Source organism: Microbacterium sp. M4A5_1d (assembly GCF_053345465.1).
On sequence record NZ_JBKFAD010000001.1, the window covers coordinates 605,166 to 628,312 of the forward strand.

19 protein-coding genes and 4 tRNA genes are annotated in these 23,147 nt (G+C 70.0%); 9 read left to right on the forward strand and 14 right to left on the reverse strand.

Features of this window, described 5'->3' with window-relative positions; genetic code table 11:
• Positions 1 to 9: 9 nt before the first annotated feature.
• The 3 genes from ACLBWJ_RS02915 to thrS all read right to left on the reverse strand — a co-directional run bounded on the left by ACLBWJ_RS02915 (position 10) and on the right by thrS (position 3,259).
• A complete protein-coding gene (locus ACLBWJ_RS02915) occupies positions 10 to 579 on the reverse strand; it encodes a hypothetical protein (RefSeq protein WP_274177706.1) in 570 nt (189 codons plus the stop codon).
• Positions 580 to 668: 89 nt separating this feature from the next.
• The gene (locus tag ACLBWJ_RS02920) at positions 669 to 1,226 is read right to left on the reverse strand and encodes an HIT family protein (RefSeq protein WP_274177705.1); all 558 of its coding nucleotides are present in this window, start codon (positions 1,224 to 1,226) and stop codon (positions 669 to 671) included.
• Positions 1,223 to 3,259, reverse strand: a complete 2,037-nt coding sequence (thrS, locus tag ACLBWJ_RS02925) for a threonine--tRNA ligase (RefSeq protein WP_274177704.1) — start codon at positions 3,257 to 3,259, stop codon at positions 1,223 to 1,225. The genes ACLBWJ_RS02920 and thrS overlap by 4 nt, the downstream gene beginning before the upstream one ends.
• A gap of 198 nt (positions 3,260 to 3,457) precedes the next feature.
• On the opposite strand from thrS, the gene ACLBWJ_RS02930 reads away from it, so the two are divergent.
• The gene (locus ACLBWJ_RS02930) at positions 3,458 to 4,618 is read left to right on the forward strand and encodes an SLC13 family permease (RefSeq protein WP_282502566.1); all 1,161 of its coding nucleotides are present in this window, start codon (positions 3,458 to 3,460) and stop codon (positions 4,616 to 4,618) included.
• Positions 4,619 to 4,659: 41 nt separating this feature from the next.
• Here the strand turns inward: ACLBWJ_RS02930 and ACLBWJ_RS02935 are convergent, their stop codons facing one another.
• From ACLBWJ_RS02935 to ACLBWJ_RS02950, 4 genes are all read right to left on the reverse strand, one after another.
• On the reverse strand, positions 4,660 to 5,166 hold the full coding sequence (locus ACLBWJ_RS02935; protein WP_282502423.1) for a glycine cleavage system protein R: 507 nt from the start codon (positions 5,164 to 5,166) through the stop codon (positions 4,660 to 4,662).
• A gap of 98 nt (positions 5,167 to 5,264) precedes the next feature.
• Positions 5,265 to 5,336: transfer RNA gene (locus tag ACLBWJ_RS02940), tRNA-Val, on the reverse strand.
• A 27-nt stretch (positions 5,337 to 5,363) separates the two neighbouring features.
• Positions 5,364 to 5,434 (reverse strand) — tRNA-Cys (locus ACLBWJ_RS02945).
• Between the two features lie 55 nt (positions 5,435 to 5,489).
• Positions 5,490 to 5,561, reverse strand: a tRNA-Gly gene (locus tag ACLBWJ_RS02950).
• A gap of 151 nt (positions 5,562 to 5,712) precedes the next feature.
• Between ACLBWJ_RS02950 and ACLBWJ_RS02955 the strand changes: the two genes are divergently transcribed.
• Positions 5,713 to 5,789 (forward strand) — tRNA-Val (locus tag ACLBWJ_RS02955).
• A 156-nt stretch (positions 5,790 to 5,945) separates the two neighbouring features.
• On the opposite strand, the gene ACLBWJ_RS02960 is transcribed toward ACLBWJ_RS02955, so the two are convergent.
• The 4 genes from ACLBWJ_RS02960 to zapE all read right to left on the reverse strand — a co-directional run bounded on the left by ACLBWJ_RS02960 (position 5,946) and on the right by zapE (position 10,027).
• Complete coding sequence (locus ACLBWJ_RS02960) at positions 5,946 to 6,680, reverse strand: VIT1/CCC1 transporter family protein (protein WP_274177701.1); 735 nt, start codon at positions 6,678 to 6,680, stop codon at positions 5,946 to 5,948.
• Positions 6,681 to 6,816: 136 nt separating this feature from the next.
• A complete protein-coding gene (locus ACLBWJ_RS02965) occupies positions 6,817 to 7,380 on the reverse strand; it encodes a type II toxin-antitoxin system PemK/MazF family toxin (protein ID WP_447659717.1) in 564 nt (187 codons plus the stop codon).
• 184 nt (positions 7,381 to 7,564) lie between these two features.
• A complete protein-coding gene (locus ACLBWJ_RS02970) occupies positions 7,565 to 8,833 on the reverse strand; it encodes an ammonium transporter (protein WP_112614198.1) in 1,269 nt (422 codons plus the stop codon).
• Positions 8,834 to 8,998: 165 nt separating this feature from the next.
• Positions 8,999 to 10,027, reverse strand: coding sequence for a cell division protein ZapE (zapE, locus tag ACLBWJ_RS02975; protein WP_274177699.1), 1,029 nt, complete (start codon positions 10,025 to 10,027; stop codon positions 8,999 to 9,001).
• Between the two features lie 33 nt (positions 10,028 to 10,060).
• On the opposite strand from zapE, the gene ACLBWJ_RS02980 reads away from it, so the two are divergent.
• Positions 10,061 to 10,768, forward strand: coding sequence for a dihydrofolate reductase family protein (locus ACLBWJ_RS02980; protein WP_274177698.1), 708 nt, complete (start codon positions 10,061 to 10,063; stop codon positions 10,766 to 10,768).
• On the opposite strand, the gene ACLBWJ_RS02985 is transcribed toward ACLBWJ_RS02980, so the two are convergent.
• Positions 10,722 to 11,942 carry an alpha/beta hydrolase family protein gene (locus ACLBWJ_RS02985; protein WP_274177697.1) on the reverse strand — a complete coding sequence of 407 codons (1,221 nt, stop codon included), beginning with the start codon at positions 11,940 to 11,942 and terminating at the stop codon, positions 10,722 to 10,724. The genes ACLBWJ_RS02980 and ACLBWJ_RS02985 overlap by 47 nt on opposite strands.
• A 25-nt stretch (positions 11,943 to 11,967) precedes the next feature.
• Between ACLBWJ_RS02985 and ACLBWJ_RS02990 the strand changes: the two genes are divergently transcribed.
• From ACLBWJ_RS02990 to ACLBWJ_RS03005, 4 genes are all read left to right on the forward strand, one after another.
• Positions 11,968 to 12,558: a DUF3000 domain-containing protein gene (locus tag ACLBWJ_RS02990; protein ID WP_114587835.1), complete on the forward strand. Its 591-nt coding sequence runs from the start codon at positions 11,968 to 11,970 to the stop codon at positions 12,556 to 12,558.
• Positions 12,551 to 13,747, forward strand: coding sequence for a ribonuclease D (locus ACLBWJ_RS02995; RefSeq protein ID WP_282502421.1), 1,197 nt, complete (start codon positions 12,551 to 12,553; stop codon positions 13,745 to 13,747). Before ACLBWJ_RS02990 ends, ACLBWJ_RS02995 begins: the two co-directional genes overlap by 8 nt.
• 72 nt (positions 13,748 to 13,819) lie before the next feature.
• Complete coding sequence (locus ACLBWJ_RS03000) at positions 13,820 to 15,037, forward strand: thiolase family protein (RefSeq protein ID WP_112614188.1); 1,218 nt, start codon at positions 13,820 to 13,822, stop codon at positions 15,035 to 15,037.
• 11 nt (positions 15,038 to 15,048) lie between these two features.
• On the forward strand, positions 15,049 to 17,193 hold the full coding sequence (locus ACLBWJ_RS03005) for a 3-hydroxyacyl-CoA dehydrogenase NAD-binding domain-containing protein (protein ID WP_282502420.1): 2,145 nt from the start codon (positions 15,049 to 15,051) through the stop codon (positions 17,191 to 17,193).
• A gap of 61 nt (positions 17,194 to 17,254) precedes the next feature.
• On the opposite strand, the gene pepN is transcribed toward ACLBWJ_RS03005, so the two are convergent.
• The gene (gene pepN / locus ACLBWJ_RS03010; RefSeq protein WP_447659718.1) at positions 17,255 to 19,756 is read right to left on the reverse strand and encodes an aminopeptidase N; all 2,502 of its coding nucleotides are present in this window, start codon (positions 19,754 to 19,756) and stop codon (positions 17,255 to 17,257) included.
• 66 nt (positions 19,757 to 19,822) lie between these two features.
• On the opposite strand from pepN, the gene ACLBWJ_RS03015 reads away from it, so the two are divergent.
• Together ACLBWJ_RS03015 and ACLBWJ_RS03020 are read left to right on the forward strand one after the other, a co-directional pair.
• Complete coding sequence (locus ACLBWJ_RS03015; protein ID WP_323987550.1) at positions 19,823 to 20,500, forward strand: TetR/AcrR family transcriptional regulator; 678 nt, start codon at positions 19,823 to 19,825, stop codon at positions 20,498 to 20,500.
• Positions 20,497 to 21,099: a hypothetical protein gene (locus ACLBWJ_RS03020; protein ID WP_447659719.1), complete on the forward strand. Its 603-nt coding sequence runs from the start codon at positions 20,497 to 20,499 to the stop codon at positions 21,097 to 21,099. The genes ACLBWJ_RS03015 and ACLBWJ_RS03020 overlap by 4 nt, the downstream gene beginning before the upstream one ends.
• Here the strand turns inward: ACLBWJ_RS03020 and dxs are convergent.
• On the reverse strand, positions 21,081 to 23,069 hold the full coding sequence (gene dxs / locus ACLBWJ_RS03025; protein WP_447659720.1) for a 1-deoxy-D-xylulose-5-phosphate synthase: 1,989 nt from the start codon (positions 23,067 to 23,069) through the stop codon (positions 21,081 to 21,083). The genes ACLBWJ_RS03020 and dxs overlap by 19 nt on opposite strands.
• Between the last annotated feature and the right edge of the window lie 78 nt (positions 23,070 to 23,147).

Here is a 23,147-nt window from a genome sequence, read left to right on the forward strand (position 1 = left end):
CCGGCGTCACTACTGTCCGCCGGACTCCGTCCACGCCTGCTCCCACTGCGGAGCGTCGTCCGGGCAGAGGAACCGCGTGCCGAAGACCATGATGCTCACGGCGCCCTCGCGCGACGCGTCGTCGACGGCGAGGCTCTGGATGAGCGGCGACGACGTGACGTGCATCTGGAACACGTTCTGGTCGACCTGGTGCCCGTTGAGGATGGAGGTCTCGCACGCGTCCAGGGCAAGGGCGAGCGTCACGGTCTCGGCCTGCTCGGACCACTGTCCGCCGTTCGCCTCGAGGTGCGCGCGCTGTTGGGCGACGAGCTCCTGCTGCGCGGGCGTCTTCGCGGCGAGCGTGGGCTGTCCCACCGGCTGCTGCTGCTCCGCGATGAAGGCGTCGCGCTCGGCGAGAGCGTCGCCCGCGTCGGGGGTCGCAGCCGAGCTCTCCTCCTGCGCGGACGCCGTCGGAGCCGGAGTCGGAGTCCCCTCCGAAGAGCCCGCATCACTCGCGGGCGTGCACCCCGCCAGGGCGACCACGCCCAGGACGGCCAGTGCGGCGAGGGTCGCGGTACGGGGACGGGCGGTGATCGACATGGTGCCTCCTCAGTGAGCGCTCAGGTTATCGTCCCCGCGGCGCCCCGCGGCGGGGCTTGCGCTCGGGGTGGAGCACGAGGAAGGAGTGGTCAGTCGGTCGGCCAGGCGCCCGCGACCGCTTCGCGGACCTCGCCGAGCAGCTGCGGGAGTGCCTTCGTCTTCGCGATGATCGGGAAGAAGTTCGCGTCGGTCGCCCACCGGGGCACGACGTGCTGGTGCAGGTGCCCGTCGACGCCGGCGCCCGCGACCGCGCCCTGATTCATCCCGAGGTTGAAACCGTCGCACCGCGACACCTCCCGCAGCACGCGCATGGCCGTCTGCGTCAGCGCGCCGATCTCGGCCACCTCCTCAGCGGTCGCGAGGTCGTACGTCGGGATGTGCCGGTACGGGCACACCAGCAGGTGACCCGAGTTGTACGGGAAGAGGTTCAGCAGCACGTAGGCGGTGCGCCCCCGCGCGACGATGAGGCCGTCGGCATCCGACTTGCCGGGCGCCGCGCAGAACGGGCACTCGTCGCGCAGCGGCTCGGGGCCAGCCTGGATGTACGCCATCCGGTGCGGTGTCCACAGCCGCTGGAACTCGTCGGGCACCCCGGCCAGGCGCGCGGCGTCCTCAATAGGGCGCGGGGTGTCCGACGAGCCGGTCACGCGAGCTGTCCCGCAGCGTCCAGGTGCTCCGCCGTGTCGACGAGCGTGCGGTTCGCGATGGCCGCCAGGATGCGCTCGACGGCTTCGTCCACGGCGACGCCGTTGGTCTGCGATCCGTCGCGGAAGCGGAACGAGACCGTGCCTCCGGCGCGGTCCTGTTCGCCCGCGATGAGCTGCAGCGGAACCTTCTGCGTGGTGTGGGTGCGGATCTTCTTCTGCATCCGGTCATCCGAGCGGTCGAGCTCGGCACGGACGCCGGCCTTGCGCAGACGCGAGACGATCTCCTGCAGGTACGGCGCGTAGTCGTCGGCGACGGGGATGCCGACGACCTGCACGGGCGCGAGCCAGACCGGGAAGGCACCCGCGTAGTGCTCGAGCAGGATCGCGAAGAAGCGTTCGATCGACCCGAACAGAGCACGGTGGATCATCACCGGGCGGTGCTTCTCACCGTCAGGGCCGGTGTACTCGAGTTCGAAACGCTCGGGCTGGTTGAAATCGAGCTGGATGGTCGACATCTGCCAGGTGCGGCCGATCGCATCGCGGGCCTGCACCGAGATCTTCGGGCCGTAGAACGCCGCGCCGCCGGGATCCGGAACGAGCTCGAGACCCGACCCCTCGGCGACACGCCGGAGCGTCTCGGTCGCCTGCTGCCAGAGGGAGTCGTCGCCGATGAACTTCGGGTTGCCCTCCTCCTTCGTCGACAGCTCGAGGTAGAAGTCGTTGAGTCCGTAGTCGCGCAGAGTCTGCAGCACGAACTCGAGGCTCCGCACGAGCTCGTCCTCGACCTGGTCGGGGGTGACGTAGATGTGAGTGTCGTCCTGGGTCATGCCGCGCACGCGGGTGAGCCCGGACAGCGTGCCGCTCTTCTCGTAGCGGTAGACAGACCCGAACTCGCTGAGCCGCAGCGGCAGCTCGCGGTAGCTGCGTCCGCGCGAGCGGAAGATCAGGTTGTGGAACGGGCAGTTCATCGGCTTGAGGTAGTACTCCTGCCCCTGCCGCGTCACGTTGCCCTCGGCGTCGACGGTCTCATCGAGCTTCATGGGCGGGTACATGCCGTCGGCATACCACTGCAGGTGGCCGCTCGTCATGAACAGATCGCCCTTGGTGATGTGCGGCGTGTTCACGACCTCGTAGTCGTTCGCGAGCAGCTGCTCGCGCATGTAGCGCTCGATCTCGTAGCGGATGATGCCGCCCTTGGGGTGGAACACCGATAGGCCGGGGCCGATCTCGTCGGGGAACGAGAACAGGTCGAGCTCGACGCCGAGCTTGCGGTGATCGCGGCGGGCCGCCTCGGCGAGGCGTTCCTGGTACGCGCGCAGTTCGTCCTTCGACGGCCAGGCGGTGCCGTAGATGCGCTGCAGCTGCGGGTTCTTCTCGCTGCCGCGCCAGTAGGCGGCCGCCACCCGGGTCAGGTCCCAGCCGTTGCCGACCATACGGGTGCCGGGCACGTGCGGTCCGCGGCAGAGATCCTTCCAGGCGGTCTCCCCGTCGCGGGTGACGTTGTCGTAGATCGTCAGCTCACCGGCGCCGATCTCGGCCGACGCCCCCTCTGCCGCGTCAGCGCCCGACCCGGGGCCGCCGGCGAGGTCTACGAGCTCGAGCTTGAAGGGCTCGTCGGCGAGCTCGGCGCGCGCCTCGTCAGCGGTGACGACCCGGCGGACGAACCGCTGGTTCTCGCGGACGATGCGCTCCATCTCCTTCTTGATCGACTTGAGGTCCTCCGGAGTGAAGGGCTCATCGACGCCGAAGTCGTAGTAGAAGCCGTCCTCGATGGGCGGCCCGATTCCGAGGTTCGACTGCGGCCGGATGCGCTGCACGGCCTGGGCCAGCACGTGCGCCGTCGAGTGGCGGAGGATCGCGAGACCGTCGGGGCTCGATACGGTCACCGGCTCGACGGCATCCGTCTCGGCGACGACCGTCGCGAGGTCCTTCAGATCGCCGTTGACGCGCAGAGCGACGACGGAGCGGTCGGGGAAGAGGGCGAAGCCGTCGGCGGGGTACGACACGTCCGACGGGGAAACGACGTCAGTCAAGGGAACATCTCCAGATGGGTGGCTCGGATCAAGGCTACTCAGCTTCGGACGCTCGCCGCGTCCCGCCCGCTCAGGCCGAGAGCGTTCGGCCGGCGGCGACGAAGCGGGTGAGCACACGGGCTCCGATCCGGCGTCGTTCCATGCGTCGATCCTACTCGTGAGCGTCGTCGACTTCAGAGCGGGCCCCGAGGGCCCATGATGGATGCCGTGAAGCTCGCCATCGCCGGAGCCGCACTGCTGCTCGTGGCGGCGGGCGCGGTGGTCTCCGGCGTGCTGCCCCCGGACGATCTCGTCGGGATCGCCGAGCGTGTCGCCCCGATCCTCGCTTTCGTGGTCGCCGTCACGATCGTGGCGGAGCTGGCGGCGAAGGCCGGCGTGTTCGACGTCGCGGCCGGCCGGCTCGCCCGCGCCTCCCGGGGCCGGACCATTGTGCTCTGGCTCCTCGTCGTGGCGCTCGCCGTCCTCGCCACGGCCTTCCTCTCGCTCGACACGACCGCGGTGCTGCTCACCCCGGTCGTCGTCGCCGTCGCACGCGCCAACGGACTGCCGCCGCTGCCCTTCGCCTTCACAACGGTGTGGCTCGCGAACACCGCTTCGCTCGTGCTCCCCGTGTCGAACCTGACCAACCTGCTGGCCCTCAGCCGGCTGCCCGAGGGCGGCCCCCTGGCGTTCCTCGCGCTGATGGGGCCGTCTGCAGCCGTCGCGATCCTCGTGACGGTCGCGCTGCTGTTCGCCGTCCACCGGCGCTCGCTCGTCGGGCGCTTCGAGCCCGCGCCTGTGCCGCGCGTCACCGACCGGATGCAGCTGGTCGTGGCATCCGTCGTCGTCCTCGCACTCATGCCGGCCCTCGTCAGCGGGCTGGAGCCGTGGATCCCGGCGACGGTCGCCGCGATTCTGCTCATCGGACTCTTCGCATGGCGATCGCCCCGCGGGCTCTCCGCGCGCCTCGTCCCGTGGCAGCTGCTCGTGTTCGCGGCGGGACTGTTCACCGCCATGGCGGCGCTCGAGTCCCTCGGCTCCGCAACGGTGGTGTCGCTGGTCGCCGGAGAGGCCGGCGGGCCGTTCGAGCTGTGGCGCATGGCGGGCACCGCCCTCGTCGCGGCGAACACCGTCGACAACCTGCCCGCGTACCTGCTGCTCGAGTCGGCGGCGGGAACCCCGGAGCGTCTCGGCGCGCTGCTCGTCGGTGTCAATGCGGGACCGCTCATCACCCCGTGGGCGTCGCTCGCGACGCTGCTCTGGCACGAGCGGCTGCACGCGGTGGGTGTCGACGTCCCCTGGCGGCGCTTCATCCTCTGGGGCCTCGTTGCGGCACCGCTCGTCGTCGGCTTGTCGGTCCTGCCGCTCGCGCTGCGCTGAGCCTCACCTCGCCCGGCCGTAGCCACTAGAGGCGTCGAGGCTCACGTCAGGGTGAGGTCGACCTGGATCTCACCCGCGAGACGCTCGAGGTCCGCCACGATGTCGGCGGCGTCGAACTCCGCGGGCAGGCGGACCACGAGAGTCGCCTCGAACAGCGTGCCGCCCGCCATCGGAGCGTCGAGGGTGCGGCTGGTCAGCGCGTCGATGCTCAGCGCGTGGGCGCCGATCGCGTCGCTCACCTCGCGCACGATTCCGGGACGATCGTTGCCGAGCACCGTGAAACGCAGCACTTGCCCGCTCGCGACGACTGGCGTCAACGGCTGGTGTGTCGTGATGCGCAGCAAGCCGTCCAGACGCTCGAGCGCCTCGACGAGGCCGGCCTCGCGATCGGCGGGCACCTCCACCAGCACGATCCCCGCGAAGGCGCCGGCGAGCTCCGCGAGTTCGCTGCGCTCCCAGTTGCCGCCGTGCGCGGCGACGGTGTCGGCGAGCGTGCGGACAAGTCCGACCCGGTCGTCTCCGACGACGGTGAGCACGAGCTGAGTCATGGCGCCGAGCCTAACCGGCGGAGAACTCCGGCGCAGCGGAGACCCAGGTCACCGACCCGCGAACGACAAAACCCCCGGCAGAACCGGGGGTTTCTCGGTGCGCGATACTGGGATCGAACCAGTGACCTCTTCCGTGTCAGGGAAGCGCGCTACCGCTGCGCCAATCGCGCCTATACAGGCTGTTCAGTTATGAGGCGAGGTGGCGACGGGATTCGAACCCGTGTAAACGGCTTTGCAGGCCGGTGCCTAGCCGCTCGGCCACGCCACCGTGTGTGGTTCTGACCCACGTGCCGGATCTCCTTGACGGGAGATCCTCGCACTCGAGCGGATGACGAGATTCGAACTCGCGACCCTCACCTTGGCAAGGTGATGCGCTACCACTGCGCTACATCCGCATTTCGTTCCGGATCGCTCCGGCACTTGTTAAACATTAGCCGACGATCGCACGAGTGCAAAACCGGCGTCGCCCCGCGCGTGTCTCGCCGCCGCGTTCGGGAACCGTCGCGGCATCCGGTATGCTCGTGTCTCGGCCCTCACGGGCCAGATGGGCGATTGGCGCAGTTGGTTAGCGCGCTTCCTTCACACGGAAGAGGTCGTGGGTTCGAGTCCCGCATCGCCCACCACCCCGCCCCGGCTCTCACAGCCGGGGCGTTTTTCGTTGGGCGTGCACTCTGCGGACGGCGAGGACGCACCAAGGCCGCGAGCACGCACCGAACACCATGCGTCCTCGCGTCAGCGGTGCGTTCTCTCCGCGCTCGACATCGCACGCGGGAGCCGGGTCAGACGGCACCGGAGACGCCGAGGAGCGAGCCCACCGTGAAGGTCGCGATCAGCGCGAGTGCCCCTCCGACGACGACCCGGATGACGGGGCGAAGCGGCGGACTGTCGCCGAGACGCGCGCTCAGGTAGCCGGTGAGAGCGAGAGCGATGAGGACCGCGACGAAAGTGACGGGAACCCGGATGCCGGCGGGCGGCAGGAGGATCGCGAGGAGCGGCAGCAGCGCGCCGATGGTGAAGGCGAGCGCACTCGCTCCGGCCGCCGACCACGGACTGACGACCTCGTCCTCGGTCAGCCCCAGCTCGGCCTCGAGGTGCGCGGCGACCACATCGTGCTCGGTCAGTTCCTCCGCCACCCGTCGCGCGGTCTCGGGCGAGAGCCCGCGCTGCTCGTAGAGCCCCGCCAGCTCTATGAGCTCCGCCTCGGGGTCCTCGGCGAGCTCGCGGCGCTCCTTGGTGATCATCGCCCGCTGACTGTCGCTCTGACTGCTGACCGAGACGTACTCGCCGAGCGCCATGGAGATCGCGCCGCCCACGAGGCCCGCGACGCCGGCGGCGAAGATCGGTGCGGCACCCGTCGTCGCCCCCGCGACACCGACGACCAGGGCCGCGGTCGACACGATGCCGTCATTCGCGCCCAGGACGCCCGCGCGCAACCAGTTCAGCCGCCCCGACATGGACGACGCGTGCGGCTCCCCCGGGTGCGCCCCCGGGGCCGCCGAGAACGATTCGCTCATGACGCCATGAAACCACCCGTGCGGCGATCACGGCAGGCCCCCATGCGCCGAGGACGCACCGTCTCCGCGAGAGCGCACGCTCCCCGGCACGTCCTCGCCGAGAGGGTGCGCTTTCGAGGCGCCGAGCCGGCGCGGGTCAGCGCGCGGCGCGCCAGCCGTAGCGCTGCGAGAGGGCTTGCGCGACCCGACCGTAGGTCGCGCGGTCGAGGGCGCCGGCCGTGCGGCGGATGCCGCTCGTGGGCACGAGGTAGATCTGGTCGACGTCGAGCCACGATGGTCGCCGCTCGCGGTCCCAGTCCCCCGTCCCGAGCGGGATGTGGTCGCGCTCGCCGTCGTGCGGCTTGCTCGTGAGCTTCATGGCCCAGCTGCGGCCACTGTCGGCGCGTGCGAGGACGAGCAGCGGGCGATCCTTGCCGCGCGCGGCATCCTCCGCATACGGAACCCACGCCCAGACGATCTCGCCGGGATCGGGTTGCCCGTCGGGCGTCGGCTCGTAAGCCAGACGCAGGCTGCGCGCATCGGGCAGCGCCACCTCGACGACGGATGCCGCGCCCGCGACCCCTCCGCCCGACGCGGACGGCATGTTGGGGCGAGCCGGCGTGACGGTCCCCGGCCGCGGACGCGCAGCGGCCGGCCGACCCGAGCCATCCGCCGTCCGACGCGGTCGCAGCAGGTCCCACACACGCGAAAGCACACCCATGCGCCCAAACCTACCCAGCTCGCGAGGCGCGCCACCCCATCTCCCCCTCCGCTTCACCTGGCAGCTCGCGCCGCTTCACCTCTCGCGAAGCGGCGCCGCCTGCCAACCGAGCGCCAACGAGAAACAGGGCGGGACACCGCGGATCACTCCGCGATGCCCCGCCCGGGTCAGAGCCGAGGTCTGATCAGACCTTCGCGTCCGAGAGGGTGTAGCCGACCTCGCCGTGCATGACCGTGTCGATGCCGGCGATCTCGTCCTCGTTCTTCACGCGGAAGCCGATGGTCTTCTCGATCGCGAAGCCGATGATGAAGGCCAGCACGAAGGAGTAGACGAGGACAGCGAGGGCCGCGATCGCCTGGACGATCAGCTGGCTGGCGTCGCCGCCCATGAACAGGCCCGTGCCGTTGGCGAAGAAGCCGAGGTAGAGCGTTCCGATGAGGCCGCCGACGAGGTGGATGCCCACGACGTCGAGCGAGTCGTCGAAGCCGAGCTTGTACTTCAGCTCGATCGCCAGGGCGCAGGCGGCACCGGCGATGAGGCCGAGCACGATCGCCCAGATGGGGTCCACCGAGGCGCACGCCGGGGTGATGGCGACGAGGCCCGCGACAGCGCCCGACGCGGCGCCGACGGAGGTGGGCTTGCCGTCCTTGATCTTCTCAACGAGCAGCCAGGCCAGGAGAGCCGCGGCGGGAGCGGCGATCGTGTTGATGAAGGCGAGCGCGGCGGTGCCGTCGGCAGCGAGCTCGGAGCCCGCGTTGAAGCCGAACCAGCCGAACCACAGCAGACCGGCGCCGAGGAGCACGAACGGCGGGTTGTGGGGAACGTGGACGCCCTTCTGGAAGCCGACGCGCTTGCCGAGGACCAGGGCGAGGGCGAGAGCCGCAGCACCGGCGTTGATGTGCACCGCGGTACCACCGGCGAAGTCGATCGCCCCGACGCCGAAGACATCCTGCAGGCCCTTGGTGATCCAGCCGCCGTATTCGAAGGAGCCGTCATCAGCGAGGCCGAAGTTGAAGACCCAGCTCGCGACGGGGAAGTAGACGATCGTCGCCCAGACGCCGGCGAACAGCATCCACGCACCGAATTTGGCGCGGTCGGCGATGGCGCCCGAGACGAGCGCGACGGTGAGGATCGCGAAGGTCGCCTGGAAGCACACGAAGGCCATCGGCGGGAAGTCGGCGTCGGCGGGCGTCTCGAGCAGGCTGCTCAGACCGATCGCGCTCCAGTCGATCGACCAGGGGGCGACGGTTCCCTCAGCGCCGGGGAAGGCGATGGCGTAGCCGAAGAGCACCCAGAGGACGCCGATGAGCCCGAGGGCGCCGAAGCTCATCATCATCATGCTGATGACGCTCTTGGCCTTGACGAGACCGCCGTAGAAGAACGCGAGTCCTGGCGTCATCAGCAGGACGAATGCGGCCGCGATGAGTATGAATGCGGTGTTGCCTTGATCCATCTCGAAGGGAACCTCTCTGCAGGGACGCAGGTGTAGCGTCGGGTCCCCTCAGTGTCGAGGCGCTCAGTTTCCCCCGACGGCGCAGTCGTGTTTCCGAACGGTTACGCTGCCGCTCCCCCGGTAAACATCAGGTTTCCTCGCGCCGCACGACTCCTGCACAGGCGCTCAGGAGTGGGTGAGAGCCACGAGGCGCGAGATGGCGCGCAGGTACTTCTTGCGGTATCCCCCGCCGAGCATCTCGTCGCCGAACACCTCGTCGAGCGGACGCCCCGTCGCGCGGATCGGGATCTGCGCGTCGTAGGCGCGGTCAACGAACGCGACGAAGCGCAGGGCGGCCGACTGGTCCGTCAACTGCGTCACGTCACGCAGGCCGATCGTGGCGATGTCATCGACGAGACGGATGTAGCGCGAGGGGTGGACGGTCGCGAGGTGCGCGATGACGTCGGCGAACGCGTCGTCCGAGACGAGTCCGGATGCCGCGGCCTCCGCGATCGTCGCCTCGTATTCATCGGGCGCGAGTGCGACGGCGTGCCCGTCGACGGCACGCTGCCGGTAGTCGGTGCCGTCGATCCGGATCGTCTGGAAGCTCGCCGACATCGCGTGGATCTCGCGCAGGAAGTCCTGAGCGGCGAATCGCCCCTCGCCCAGCGCGTTCGGCGGCGTGTTCGAGGTCGCCGCGAGACGCGTGCCCGACGCGACGAGCTCGCCGAGGAGCCGCGTCATCACCATCGTGTCGCCCGGGTCGTCGAGCTCGAACTCGTCGATGCAGAGCAGATCGGCCCCGCGGAGGAGCTGCACGGTGTTCTGGTAGCCGACGGCCCCCACGAGCGCGGTGTACTCGATGAACGACCCGAAGTACTTCCGGCGTGCCGGCATCGCGTGATAGATCGCGGCGAGCAGGTGGGTCTTGCCGACGCCGAAGCCGCCGTCGAGATAGACGCCGGGCTTCGTCTCGGGCACCTTCTTCGCACGGCGGAACAGTCCCCCGCGCGCCGCGGGGGCGCTGCCCCCGGCGAACGCCTCGAGGAGGTCCTTCGCCTCTTGCTGCGACGGGTACTGCGGGTCGGCCCGGTACGAATCGAACGTCGCCGCGTCGAACTGCGGCGGCGGCACCAGGGCGGCGAGCATCTCGGTGCCGCTCACCTCGGGACGGCGGTCGCTGAGACGCAGGATTCCGGCGGATGTGCTCGTCACGGATCAACCCTAACCGCGTGAAAGGATGACGCCGTGCGTGTGACCGAGATGCTTCCGGAAACCGGCGAAAGCGCCGATTCCGCGACGGATGACGGACGGGCGTGGCTCGAGCGGCGCTACCGGCGAGCGCCGGGCGCGTACGTCCGCCTGAACATGGTGACCACCCTCACCGGGTCGGCTTCCGGCGGTGACGGGACGAGCGACACCATCACGAGCCCGACCGACCGCAGCATCCTCGGCATCATCCGCCGGGATGCCGACGTCGTCGTCGTGGGCGCGGAGAGCGTCCGGGCCGAGGGCTACGTCGTCCCGCGCACCGCTGCCCTCGCGATCGTCTCGCGGTCGGGGCGTCTCGACGGCCACCGCCTGGCCGAGGCCGAGGCCGGGCGCGTCGTCCTCGTCGTCCCCGACGGCATCCACCCCGAGGCGCCGGCCGGGGTCACCGTCGTCACCGCTGGCCGCGGTCCCGATCTGTCCCCAGACGACGTGCTGGCCGCCCTATCGGCCCGCGGCTGGGAGCGCGTCGTCTGCGAGGGAGGACCGACCCTCGCAGCGCAGTTCGTCGCCGCGGGCGTGGTCGACGAGATCTGTCTCACGGTCGCGCCACGGATCGGCCCCGTCCGGCATGCGGTCCTGCCGGTCGCCGACGACGCGCCGACCGCCGTCGCGGGCGCCCTGATGGATGCCGCGGGCTTCAGCTATCTACGGCTGAGCGTCGGCGCTCGAGCCACTCGCGGATGACCGAAGTCCACCGTTCGGGGTCGTAATTCCACAGCTTCGTGTGCCGGGCGGTCCGGAACACCTCGAGCTCGACGAGGTCGGGACGCGCCTCCGCCAGCTGATACGACGCGTCCGCGGGGACGAAGCCGTCGTCGTCGCTGTGCAGGATGAGGATCGGATGCCGCAGCTCGGCCGCACGCGCGACCACGTCGAGCCGGTCGAACGGTATCGGCGTGTTCAGCCCGACGACCCGCGAGCCCCACTCACTGTCCAGTGCCCGCACGGCCGTGCTCGCGACCGGCCCCGGGATGCGCAGCAGGTGCGCCTGGTAGTCGAGCACGATGCGCCAGTCGATCGCCGGCGATTCGAGCACGACTCCGGCGATGATGTCGCGATGGGCCGAGTTGAGTGCCACCTGGAGGGCGATCGCGCCGCCCATCGACCAGCCCATGAGGAAGATCCGGCGCGCGCCGCGGCGGCGGGCCGCTCCGATCGCGGCATCCACGTCGCGCCATTCGGTCGCGCCGAGCATGTACGTGCCCGAGCGACTGCGCGGCGCCTCGCCGTCGTTGCGATACGACACCAGCAGGGATGAGACACCGGCGGCGTGGAACACCGGCACCGCGCGGAGCGTCTCGGTCCGCGTCGTGCCACGTCCGTGGATCTGAATGACCCAGGTGTCGCTCGGCGCTCCGGTTTCGTCCGTGGCCGGGAAGAACCATGCCGGGCAGGGTCCGAGCGGGGACCCGACGAGCTCGGAGTGGTACGGCAGGTGCAGCTCCGCAGGATCGGAGTAGTACCAGCCGCTGAACGCGGCAGCAGCCGACAGCCGGTCGTCGGTTCCGATCTGCGTGAGCAGCTTGCGCTTGACCGAACTCTCGTCCAGAGCCAGCACGGCGCCGACCTTGACGTACGACGCGGTGCCCGTCGTGAACAGCCCGTATCGACCGGGGAGCTCGGTGTCTGGGGTGCGCGAGAGGGTGAGCGTCTGCGCGGCAACGTCGACGGCGAGCAGTTCCGTATCGGGCACCCGCCCCGCGGGCGTCACGACTCTGCGAGCTACGCGCATCGACACGGTGCCGAGCGCCGCGAGCGAGATACCGAGGGCTCCGGCGAGCGCCGCGATCGTCGTCTTCGCGGCGGTGGCTGCTGCGGGAGATGCGCCCGCAGCCCCGGCGCGCCTGGAACCCATCATCGAGGCCTCACTCTAGTCTGTCGACGTGGCCGATTCCCGTCCTCCCGCCGACGCGACGGCATTCGTCGTCGCTCGCGATGCGGTGCTGGCGATGACGTTCCGCGACGACCTCGTGGTGCGCGAGATCCCCGCACCGACCGGGCTCGCGCCGGAGGCCCTCGCACTCGCGGGCGATGTGCGGCCCGAGGATCACGCCGTCGACTCCCCCTACGGCACCGGGCGCATCGTCATCCTCCACGACGACGACGAGCCCGACGCCTGGGGCGGTCCGTGGCGCATCGTCGCTTTCGCTCAGGCGCCGCTCGAACCCGAGATCGGAGTCGATCCGCTTCTCGCCGAGGTCGCCTGGTCATGGCTGATCGACGCTCTCGATCACCGCGACGCCTCGTTCCACTCGGTTTCGGGGACCGCGACGAAGACACTCTCGCGCGGCTTCGGGAGCCTTGCCGAGGAGGGCGACGGTGCGCAGATCGAGCTGCGCGCCTCGTGGACCCCCGTCGGAGACATCACCGCCCACATCGACGCCTGGGCGGAACTGACCTGCATGCTGGCCGGCCTTCCTCCGGGGTCGGAGGGCGTCGCCGTTTTCGGAGCACGCCGGGGGAACCGTGGCTGAATACACCGTCATCGCCGATGACGCCGGACTCGAACGCGCCGCGGAACTGCTCGCGGCCGGTGACGGCCCCGTCGCCGTCGACGTCGAACGGGCGTCGGGCTTCCGATACTCGCAACGCGCCTATCTCATCCAGGTGTTCCGCCGCGGCGCGGGCGTGCACCTGTTCGACCCGCCGGCGATCTCGACCTTCGCGCCCCTCCAGGCAGCGATCGGCGAGATCGAGTGGGTGCTGCATGCCGCGAGCCAAGACCTGCCTTCGCTGCGCGAGGCCGGCCTCGACCCGACATCGATCTTCGACACCGAGCTGGCCGCACGGCTGCTGGGCCACGCCCGCGTCGGGCTCGGCGCCGTGGTCGAGGACACGCTGGGCATCGTCCTCGCGAAAGCGCACTCGGCCGCCGACTGGTCGACGCGCCCGCTGCCGCAATCGTGGCTCGAGTACGCCGCTCTCGACGTCGAGCACCTGATCGACGTCCGCGACGTGCTCGCCCGCGAGCTCGAGGCCCAGGGCAAGGTGGAGTTCGCGGCCCAGGAGTTCCAAGCCGTGCTCGACCGGCCGGTCAAGCCGCCCCGCGAGGATCCGTGGCGCCGACTCAGCGGCCTGCACACCATTCGCGGCCGGCGTGCCCTCGCCGTCGCTCGTGCGCTGTGGACCGCGCGCGAGGAGTACGCCCGCGAGCAGGACATCGCTCCGGGCCGGCTCGTCCCCGACCGCGCGCTCGTCGCGGCGCTCGCCGCCGACCCGAAGACGAAGCAGGACCTGGCGAAGGTCAAGGACTTCACCGGCCGCGCGAGCCGCTCGCAGCTCGACCGCTGGTGGGCGGCCTTCGAGGCGGGCCGGGCCGAGCAGTCGTTGCCGCCGGACCGGCTGCCCGGCGACGGACTGCCGCCGGTGCGGGCCTGGGTCGACCGGAACCCTCCCGCCGACGCCCGCCTGAAGGCGGCGAAGCCACTCGTCGAGCAGCGCGCCGAGGAGCTGTCGATGCCGACGGAGAACCTGCTCACGCCCGAGCTCCTGCGCCGCGTGGCGTGGGCGCCGCCCGCCGAGATCTCCGCTGAGACGGTCGGCGCAGCACTTGCCGAGCTCGGCGCACGTCCGTGGCAGATTGAGCAGACCGCACAGGTGATCGCGCAAGCCTTTGTGGATTCCGTGAACGGGGATGCCGCGCCCTCCTCGAGCGGTTCGTAGGTTCGACCCAACCGATTTTCCCGGCCTCCCCGGCTCTCTAGGCTGGAGTCGATCCCATCTTCTGGAGGCAAAGTGGCCGAGATCTCGGACGTCTACTTCATCGACGGCATGCGTACCCCGTTCGGGCGCGCCGGCGAGAAGGGCATGTACTGGAACACCCGAGCGGACGACCTCGTCGTCAAAGCGATCCGGGGCGTGATCGAACGCAACCCCGATGTGCCGCTCGACCGGATCGATGACGTGGCGATCGCCGCGACGACGCAGCAGGGCGATCAGGGCCTGACCCTCGGCCGCACTGCGGCGATCCTCGCCGGCCTTCCGCAGAGCGTGCCGGGCTTCGCCATCGACCGCATGTGCGCAGGCGCGATGACCAGCGTCACCACGATGGCCGGGTCGATCGGCATCGGCATGTACGACCTCGCCCTCGCGGGCGGCGTCGAGCACATGGGCCGCCACCCGCTCGGCGGCGGAGACACCGACCCCAATCCCCGCTTCCTCACCGAGAAGCTCGTCAGCGCAGATGCCCTGAACATGGGCATCACCGCCGAGCGCCTGCACGACCGCTTCCCGGTCCTCACGAAGGAGCGCGCCGACCGGTTCGGCATGCGCAGCCAGCAGAAGGCGCAGGCCGCGTACGACGCCGGCAAGCTGCAGCCCGACCTCGTTCCCGTCGCGGTGAAGTCCGCGGACGGCGCGTGGGGCCTCGCGACCGAGGATGAGGGGCGCCGGCCCGAGACCACCATGGAGGGCCTCGCGCAGCTGAAGACCCCCTTCCGGCCGCACGGCCGCGTCACCGCGGGCACTTCGTCGCCCCTCACCGATGGCGCGACCATCAGCCTTCTCGCCGGCTCGCGCGCGGTGAAGGAGCTCGGGCTCACCCCGAAGATGCGGATGGTCTCGTTCGGCTTCGCCGGCGTCCAGCCCGAGGTGATGGGCATCGGCCCCATCCCCTCGACCGAGAAGGCGCTCGCCAAGGCCGGCCTGACGATCGACGACATCGGGCTCTTCGAGCTCAACGAGGCGTTCGCGGTGCAGGTGCTCTCGCTGCTCGACCACTTCGGCATCGACGACGACGATCCGCGCGTCAACCCGTGGGGCGGCGCGATCGCGGTCGGTCACCCCCTGGCGGCATCCGGTGTGCGTCTGATGATCCAGCTCGCCGCGCAGTTCGCCGAGCGCCCCGACGTCCGCTACGGCCTCACCGCGATGTGCGTGGGCCTCGGCCAGGGCGGATCCGTGATCTGGGAGAACCCGCACTACACCGGCAAGAAGAAGACCGCGAAGAAGTGAGGCGCGCCGACATGACCTACGACGACATCGACTTCTCCCCCCTCGACGCCCTCACCGGTGACGAGGTCGTCACGCATTCGCTGGTGCGCGATGTCCGGCTCGCCTCGGGCCGCACGCTAGCGCTCGTCACCCTCGACAACGGACGAGACCACACCCGGCCGAACACGCTCGGTCCGGCGACGCTCGCCGAGCTGGGCGGCGTGCTCGACACGATCGCCGCCCGTGCGGCGGCCGGGGAGATCGACGCCGTCGGCATCACCGGCAAGCAGTACATCCTCGCTGCGGGCGCCGACCTCTCCGATGTCTCACGGTTGCCCTCGAAGGAAATCGCGAGGCTCGTCGCGCAGCGCGGGCACCAGGTGCTCGGGCGTCTGTCGCAGCTCGGCGTCCCCTCCTTCGCTTTCGTGAACGGCCTCGCCCTCGGCGGCGGTCTCGAGATCGCGCTCAACAGCACCTACCGCACCGTGGACGCCTCCGCCGCGGCGATCGCGCTGCCCGAGGTCTTCCTCGGGCTCATCCCGGGCTGGGGAGGCGCCTACCTGCTGCCGAACCTCATCGGGATCGAGAACGCGCTCGAAGTGGTCATCAGCAATCCGCTCAAGCAGAACCGCGTGCTCAAGCCGCAGCAGGCGTACGACCTGGGCATCATGGACGCGATCTTCCCCGCGGTGAGCTACCTCGAGGACTCGCTCGCCTGGGCCGACCGCGTGCTGTCGGGCGCCGTCTCGGTCACGCGCAAGAACGAGCCCGGCAAGCTCGAGCGCCTGACCAAGTGGCCGATCGCCGTCAAGGTTGCCCGCGGCATGCTCGAGTCGAAGATCGGCACCGTCCCGAAGGCCCCCTACCTGGCCCTCGAGCTGCTTGAGAAGGCCCGCGGCGGCTCACGCGACGAAGGCTTCGCCCGCGAGGACGACGCTCTGGCCGAACTGATCTCGGGTGACCAGTTCGCCGCGTCGATGTACGCCTTCGACCTGGTGCAGAAGCGCGCGAAGCGGCCGGTCGGCGCTCCCGACAAGGCGCTGGCGAAGAAGGTGACGAAGGTCGGCGTCATCGGCGCGGGCCTCATGGCCAGCCAGTTCGCGCTGCTGTTCGTCCGCAAGCTCCAGGTGCCCGTGCTCATCACGGACCTCGATCAGGCGCGCGTCGACAAGGGGCTCGCCTACATCCGCGACGAGATCGGCAAGCTCGAGGCGAAGGGCCGCATCGATTCCGACACGGCGGGCAAGCTCCGCTCGCTCGTGCACGGCACGGTCGACAAGAGCGAGTACGCCGACTGCGACTTCGTCATCGAGGCGGTGTTCGAGGAGGTCGGGGTCAAGCAGCAGGTCTTCGGCGAGATCGAGAAGATCATCGCCGACGACGCGATCCTCGCGACGAACACCTCGTCGCTGTCCGTGGCGGAGATCGGCGCGAAGCTCGCCCACCCCGAGCGTCTCGTCGGCTTCCACTTCTTCAACCCCGTCGCGGTCATGCCGCTGATCGAGGTCGTGAAGACATCGCAGACGACGGATGCTGCCCTGTCAACCGCGTTCGTCGTCGCGAAGGGCCTCGGCAAGAACGCCGTCCTGACAGCCGACGCGCCCGGCTTCGTCGTGAACCGACTGCTGGCGAAAGTCATGGGCGAGGCGGCGCGTGCCGTCTACGAGGGCACGCCGGTCGCCGATGTCGAGAAGGCCTTCGCGCCGCTCGGGCTGCCGATGGGGCCCTTCCAGCTCATCGACCTCGTCGGCTGGAAGGTCGCCGCACACGTGCAGGACACGATGACCTCGGCGTTCCCCGACCGCTTCTATGCGAACGAGAACTTCCACCAGCTCGCGGAACTGCCCGAGGTCGTCGAGAAGGACAAGGGAGGACGGGTCACCGGCTTCACCAAGGCCGCGGAGAAGATCGCGAAGAAGGCGACGGGTTCGTCGCCGGTCGCGGCCGACACGATCCTCCAGCGCGTTCAGGACGGCCTGGCGCAGGAGATCAAGCTCATGCTCGACGAGGGCGTCGTTCCCGAGGTCCAGGACATCGACCTGTGTCTCATCCTGGGCGCCGGCTGGCCGTTCGTCGACGGCGGTGCTTCGCCCTACCTCGATCGGGAGGGCGCATCGGAGCGGGCGTTCGGCGACACGTTCCACCACCCGCCCATCCGCGGGATCGCGAACCGCTGACAGCCAGCGCTGCACCGCCGACGAGGACCCCGTGGCATGAAGCCGCGGGGTCCTCGTCGCGTCACGCCGGTCGGCCCTGCGCGCTCTGCACGCGCAGGTCGCGCTCGCGGACATCGCGCTGCTCGATCACGATGCGACGCAACGCGGCCGGCGCCCCGGGGTTCGAGTCCAGCCACGTCGTCGCCGCCGTCAGGTCATCCGTCGCCGGGAACAGACCGCGCACGAGGCGGCGCGCGATCTCGATGCTCCGGGTCTCCCAGACTCGGCCGATGCGCGAGAAATAGTCGCCGTCGAGGGCCGCGATGAGATCGCGCCGCCCTCCGGCGCGGACACCCGCGATCGTGGCGTCGAGCTCGTCGTTCGACAGGGTCTCGTCTGTCCATGCCGCGACCCACGCGGCCTCGCGCACCGGCGCCTCCGGCAGCGCCGCTCGGGCGGCGCGGTGGGCTCGCCTGCCCTTCGAGGTATCGTCGCGGACCAGCTCGGCGTCGATCTCGGCGGCGCTGGCCTGGCCCGTCGAGGCGAGCGCGAACAGCCAGCTCCATCGCAGGTCCGCATCGAGCACGAGACCCTCGGGGAGCTGCCCTTCGCCGGCGAGCAGCTGGCGCAACGACGCCGCACGCCCCGCATCCACCGCGGCGGCAGCGCCCAGGGCGCGCGCCCAGACAAGCTGGGCGTCCGTCCCGGGGCGGGCTTCGTGCAACGACCGCCAGACGGTCTCCAGCCAGCGCGCGGCGAGCGACTCGCGCTGTGCGGGAGCGGCGTAATGGGCGATCGCGTAGTCGGCATGCGCGACCGCGTCGGTGAGGAGGCCGATGTGGGTCTCGGCCGCGGCGTGTGCTCCGACGATCTCGAGGTAGCGCGCCACTTCGAGGCGACCGTCGCGAACCGCGTTCCAGAGCGCGGCCCACGCCACCGAACGAGCGAGCGGGTCGCCGACCGTCGAGAGCGAGCGCTCGAGGGCTGCCGTCGTGTCACCGTCGAGGCGCACCTTGGCATAGGTGCGGTCGTCGTCGTTCGGGATGATCACGCCCGCGGCATCACCGGGCAGCGGCGTCCGGGCGTCGACGAGATCGAGCTCGACCCCGCCCTCTCGGCGGAGCGCCCCCTCCGACGCCGCGTACCGTCCGATCGTCACGCGGTGGGGTCGGGGATCGGTCTGGACGATCGTGACGCCGTCCGATCCATCGCGCTCGACCGACAGATCCGACATCCCGGTGGTCTCGAGCCAGGCGCGACTCCACGCCCGCAGGTCGCGCCCGGAGGTGTGCTCCAGGGCGTCCAGCAGATCACCGAGCGTGGTGTTCCCGAAGGCGTTGTCGGCGAAGTACTTGCGCGCGCCGGCGAAGAACGCCTCCTCCCCCACGTACGCGACGAGCTGCTTGAGCACGGACGCTCCCTTGGCGTACGTGATCCCGTCGAAGTTGAGCTTGGCCGCCTGCAGGTCGGGAATGTCGGCCACGATCGGATGCGTGGTCGGAAGCTGGTCCTGCTCGTAGGCCCACCCCTTCCGCCGGCTCGCGAAGCTCACCCAGGCATCCGGATAGAGCCCGGTCGCGACAGACGCATGCGAGCCCATGAAGTCCGCGAAGGACTCCTTGAGCCACAGGTCGTCCCACCACCGCATGGTCACGAGGTCGCCGAACCACATGTGCGCCATCTCGTGGAGGATCGTGTTGGCGCGGGCCTCGCGCTGCGCGGCGGTCGCGGCCCCGCGGAAGACGTACGCCTCGGTGAACGTGACGAGACCGGGGTTCTCCATCGCGCCGAGGTTGTACTCGGGCACGAAGATCTGGTCGTACTTGCCCCACGGATAGCCGAGCCCGAACGCCTCACCGAAGTACGCGAGCCCACGGCGGGTGATGTCGATGATCTCCTCGGCGTCGAGGTACGGCGCCAGCGAGGCACGGCACAGGACGCCCAGGTCGACAGGTCCCTCGGGTCCGTCCCAGACCGCGCCGACGCGGTGGTAGGGGCCTGCTGCGACGGCGGTGATGTAACTGGAGATCGGGAGGGTCTCAGCGAAGGTGACCTCGGTACCGCCGTCGAGGTCGCGGCGGTCGGTCTCCGCACCGTTGGACAGCACCCGCCAGCCCTCCGGCGCCGCGACCCGCATCCGCCAGCGTGCCTTCAGGTCCGGCTGCTCGAAACACGGGTAGACGCGACGCGCGTCCGCGGGCTCGTACTGCGTGTACAGGTAGACGGCGCCGTCGACCGGGTCGACGAAGCGGTGGAGGCCCTCCCCCGAGCGGCTGTAGACGCCGCGCGCCGCGATCGAGACGGTGTTGCGCTCCGCGAGGTCACGGATGCGGATGCGCGCGCCGTCCCATTCCACGGGCCGGCTCTCGCCGTTCACGATGACCGCATCGACGCTCGAACCGAGGAAGTCGACCCAGGCCTCACCGCCGACGCGCGCATCGAACGACAGGATCGCGCGGGTGCTGAACGTGGTCTCCTCGGCGCGCGGGGCGTCACGGACGTCGAGGGAGACATCGATGGTGTGGAGCCGGACCTCGGCTGCACGATGCTGGGCGTCGGTACGGGTGAGGTTGTCGCCGGTCATCCCTCCATGCTTCCACGGGAGCGGGGAAGCCTGTGGCCGGGGTTGCCTGCACGCTAGTATCTGAACATGTTCAGCACCCCGGATCCGACCGGATCGAAGCGCCACCGCACACGTGCCCTGATCGTCGAGACGGCGCTGCGTTCGTTTCGCGAACGCGGCTACGACGCGACCACCATCCGCCGCATCGCGTCGGAGGCCGGCGTGTCGGTCGGGACGACGAACTACCACTTCGCGTCGAAGAACGAGCTCGTGCAGGAGTTCTACCTGCAGGTGCAGCAGGGTCACCGCGCGGCCGCCCTGCCCGGACTCGAGTCGGAGCGCGACCTCAAGGACAGGCTCGCGATCGTCTTCCACACGGGCCTCGATCAACTGACGCCGACGCATGGCCATGCGCCCGAGTTCCTGACGGCCGCCGTCTCGCCGCGATCGTCGATCAACCCGCTGTCGCCCGAGTCGAACGCCTCGCTCGCGATCGTGGAGGATCTGTTCCGTACCGCCGTCGACGGTGCCGACCACAAGCTTCCGAAGGACATCGCCGAGGCGCTGCCCGGCGCGCTCGTTCTCGCGCATCTGCTGCTCGCGATGTACTGGGTCTACGACGAGTCCGATCACCAGGCGAAGACGCGGCGCTTGCTCGACAAGGGCCTGGCACTGCTCGCGATGGCGCTCCCACTGGCGCGCCTCCCGATGCTGCGGCGGCCGGTGCGGGAACTTCTCGACCTCATCGCCGAGGCCCGGTCGTGACGGGCGCCGGCCCGCAACAGCAGCGCGCACCACGTCGAGACTCGCCCCGCACGGATGCCGAACCCCTCGCGTTCACCCGCGCCGAGTTCCTGGCGGGCATCGCCCGCGCGTGGGGCGCGACCACGCTGCTACTCATCGTCGCCTGGGCGGTGCTGACGGGCGGCTTCAGCTTGGTCGTGGGCACCGTGATGATCTTGGTCGTCTCCGTGCCCGCTGTGGTGATCGGCTCCCCCGGCGCATACGCACTCGGCCGCCTCCTGCGACGTTCGCCACGTGTCGGCGCACATCTCATCGCTTTCACGGCCTACGGCGCGCTGGTCGGCTTCGCCACCACGGCCGTCGCCCTTCCCTTGCTCATCGGCGACTCGGGCGACGGGTGGATCGAATCGATCGCCTTCCTCGTCAACGTGCCTCTCAGCGCCCTCGGACTCGCAGGCGCCTGGTTCATCACCATGCGGAGAGCCCTCCGCCTCGACGCCGAGGTGTTCGGCGACGTCGTGCCGACCTCGAACCCGGACGCCGCCACCGAGGATGCCCTCGACGAGAACTACCGCATCATCTCCCCCGACCGGCGACGACGTCAGCGGCCGCGAGGCTGAGGCTCGCCGTCGCTCGCACCTGCGCGGCCCGGCGCGTCGGCGGCATCCGCCCAGTCCGTCGCGGCATCCGCGCTGGGCCGGGCGATCGGGATGCGGGTACCGAGGACCTGCGCGACGACGTCGTGCGCGATCTTCGCGGACGTCAGCCCCGCGTCGTCGAGGATCTCGTCGCGCTCCGCGTGATCGATGAACTCGTCGGGCAGTCCGAGCTCGTCGACGGCCGTGTCGATGCCGGCCTCGCGAAGAACCTGGCGGATGCGTGTGCCGATACCACCGACACGGATCCCGTCCTCGATGGTGATGACCAGCCGGTGTCCAGCGGCGAGGTCCACGACCGAGCGAGCGACCGGGACCACCCAGCGAGGATCGATGACGGTCGCGCCGATTCCCTGCGCTCGCAGGCGCTCGGCGACCTCGATGCCCAGGCGCGCCATCGGGCCGATGCCGACGATGAGGACATCGTCCGATTCGCCCCGCACCAGCACGTCGGTTCCGTCGTCCAGACGTTCCACAGCGGGCAACTCGTCGCCGACCGATCCCTTCGGATAGCGAACGACCGTGGGCGCGTCCTCGATGTCGACGGCCTCGCGGAATACCTCGCGGAGACGCTCAGCGTCTCGCGGCGCCGCGATACGGACGCCGGGCACGAGCTGGAGCATCGCGAGGTCCCAGATGCCGTGATGGCTGGGTCCGTCGGGTCCGGTCACGCCGGCCCGGTCGAGGACGAACGTCACACCTGCACGGTGCAGCGCGACATCCATCATCATCTGGTCGAACGCGCGGTTCATGAACGTCGCGTAGATCGCGACGACCGGATGCAAGCCGCCGAAGGCGAGGCCGGCGGATGCCGCGACGGCGTGCTGCTCCGCGATGCCGACGTCCAGGACACGGTCGGGGAACCGCTGCGCGAAGGGCAGCAGCCCGGTCGGACGCAGCATCGCCGCAGTGATCGCGACGACATCGCCGCGGCGCTCCCCCGCAGACACGAGCTCCTCGGCGAACACGTCGGTCCAGGTCGTCTTGCCACCGGAGGAGACCGGCTGGCCCGTCGCAGGGTCGATCTTCCCCACGGCATGGAACTGGTCGGCTTCGTCGAGTCGGGCGGGCGCGTAGCCGCGGCCCTTCTCGGTGATCGCGTGCACGATGACCGGAGCACCGTACGACTTCGCGAGGCGCAGGGTCTCGATCATGGCCTCGAGGTCGTGGCCGTCGACGGGTCCGAGGTACTTGATATCGAGATTCGAGTACAGGGCCTCATTGTTCACGAACCGGGACAAGAATCCGTGAGTCCCACCGCGGAGTCCACGGTAGACGGCCCGCGCCGCCGGCCCGAGGCGGCCGAAGAGCGACGCTGAGCCTTCGTGCAACGACCGGTAGCGCTCGGTGGTGCGCACCTTGTTCAGGAAACGCGCCATGCCGCCGATCGTCGGCGCATACGAACGGCCGTTGTCGTTGACGACGATGACCAGGTTGCGATCGTTGTCGTCGGAGATGTTGTTGAGCGCCTCCCACGTCATCCCGCCGGTCAGCGAGCCATCGCCGACCACGGTGACGACATGGCGATCGGTGCGACCGGTGCGGGCGAAGGCCCGTGAGATGCCGTCGGCCCAGCTGAGCGAGCTCGACGCGTGCGACGACTCGACGACGTCGTGCTCGCTCTCGCTGCGCTGCGGGTAGCCAGCCAAGCCGCCCCGCGAGCGCAGCCGCGAGAAGTCCTGGCGGCCCGTGATCAGCTTGTGCACGTAGGACTGATGCCCGGTGTCGAAGACCACCGGGTCGTTCGGAGAGTCGAAGACCCGATGGATCGCGAGGGTGAGCTCGACGACTCCGAGGTTGGGTCCGAGGTGCCCGCCGCTGCGCGCGACGTTCTCGACGAGGAACGAGCGGATCTCACCGGCGAGCGTCTCGAGCTGAGCGATCGAGAGGGCGTCGAGATCGCGCGGGTGCGAGATCGAGGAGAGCAACGACATCGAGCTCCTCCTTCCATCGGGTGCCGGTAAGTCTAATCAGCGGGATGCACGAGAGGCCGGAGCTGGACGCTCCGGCCT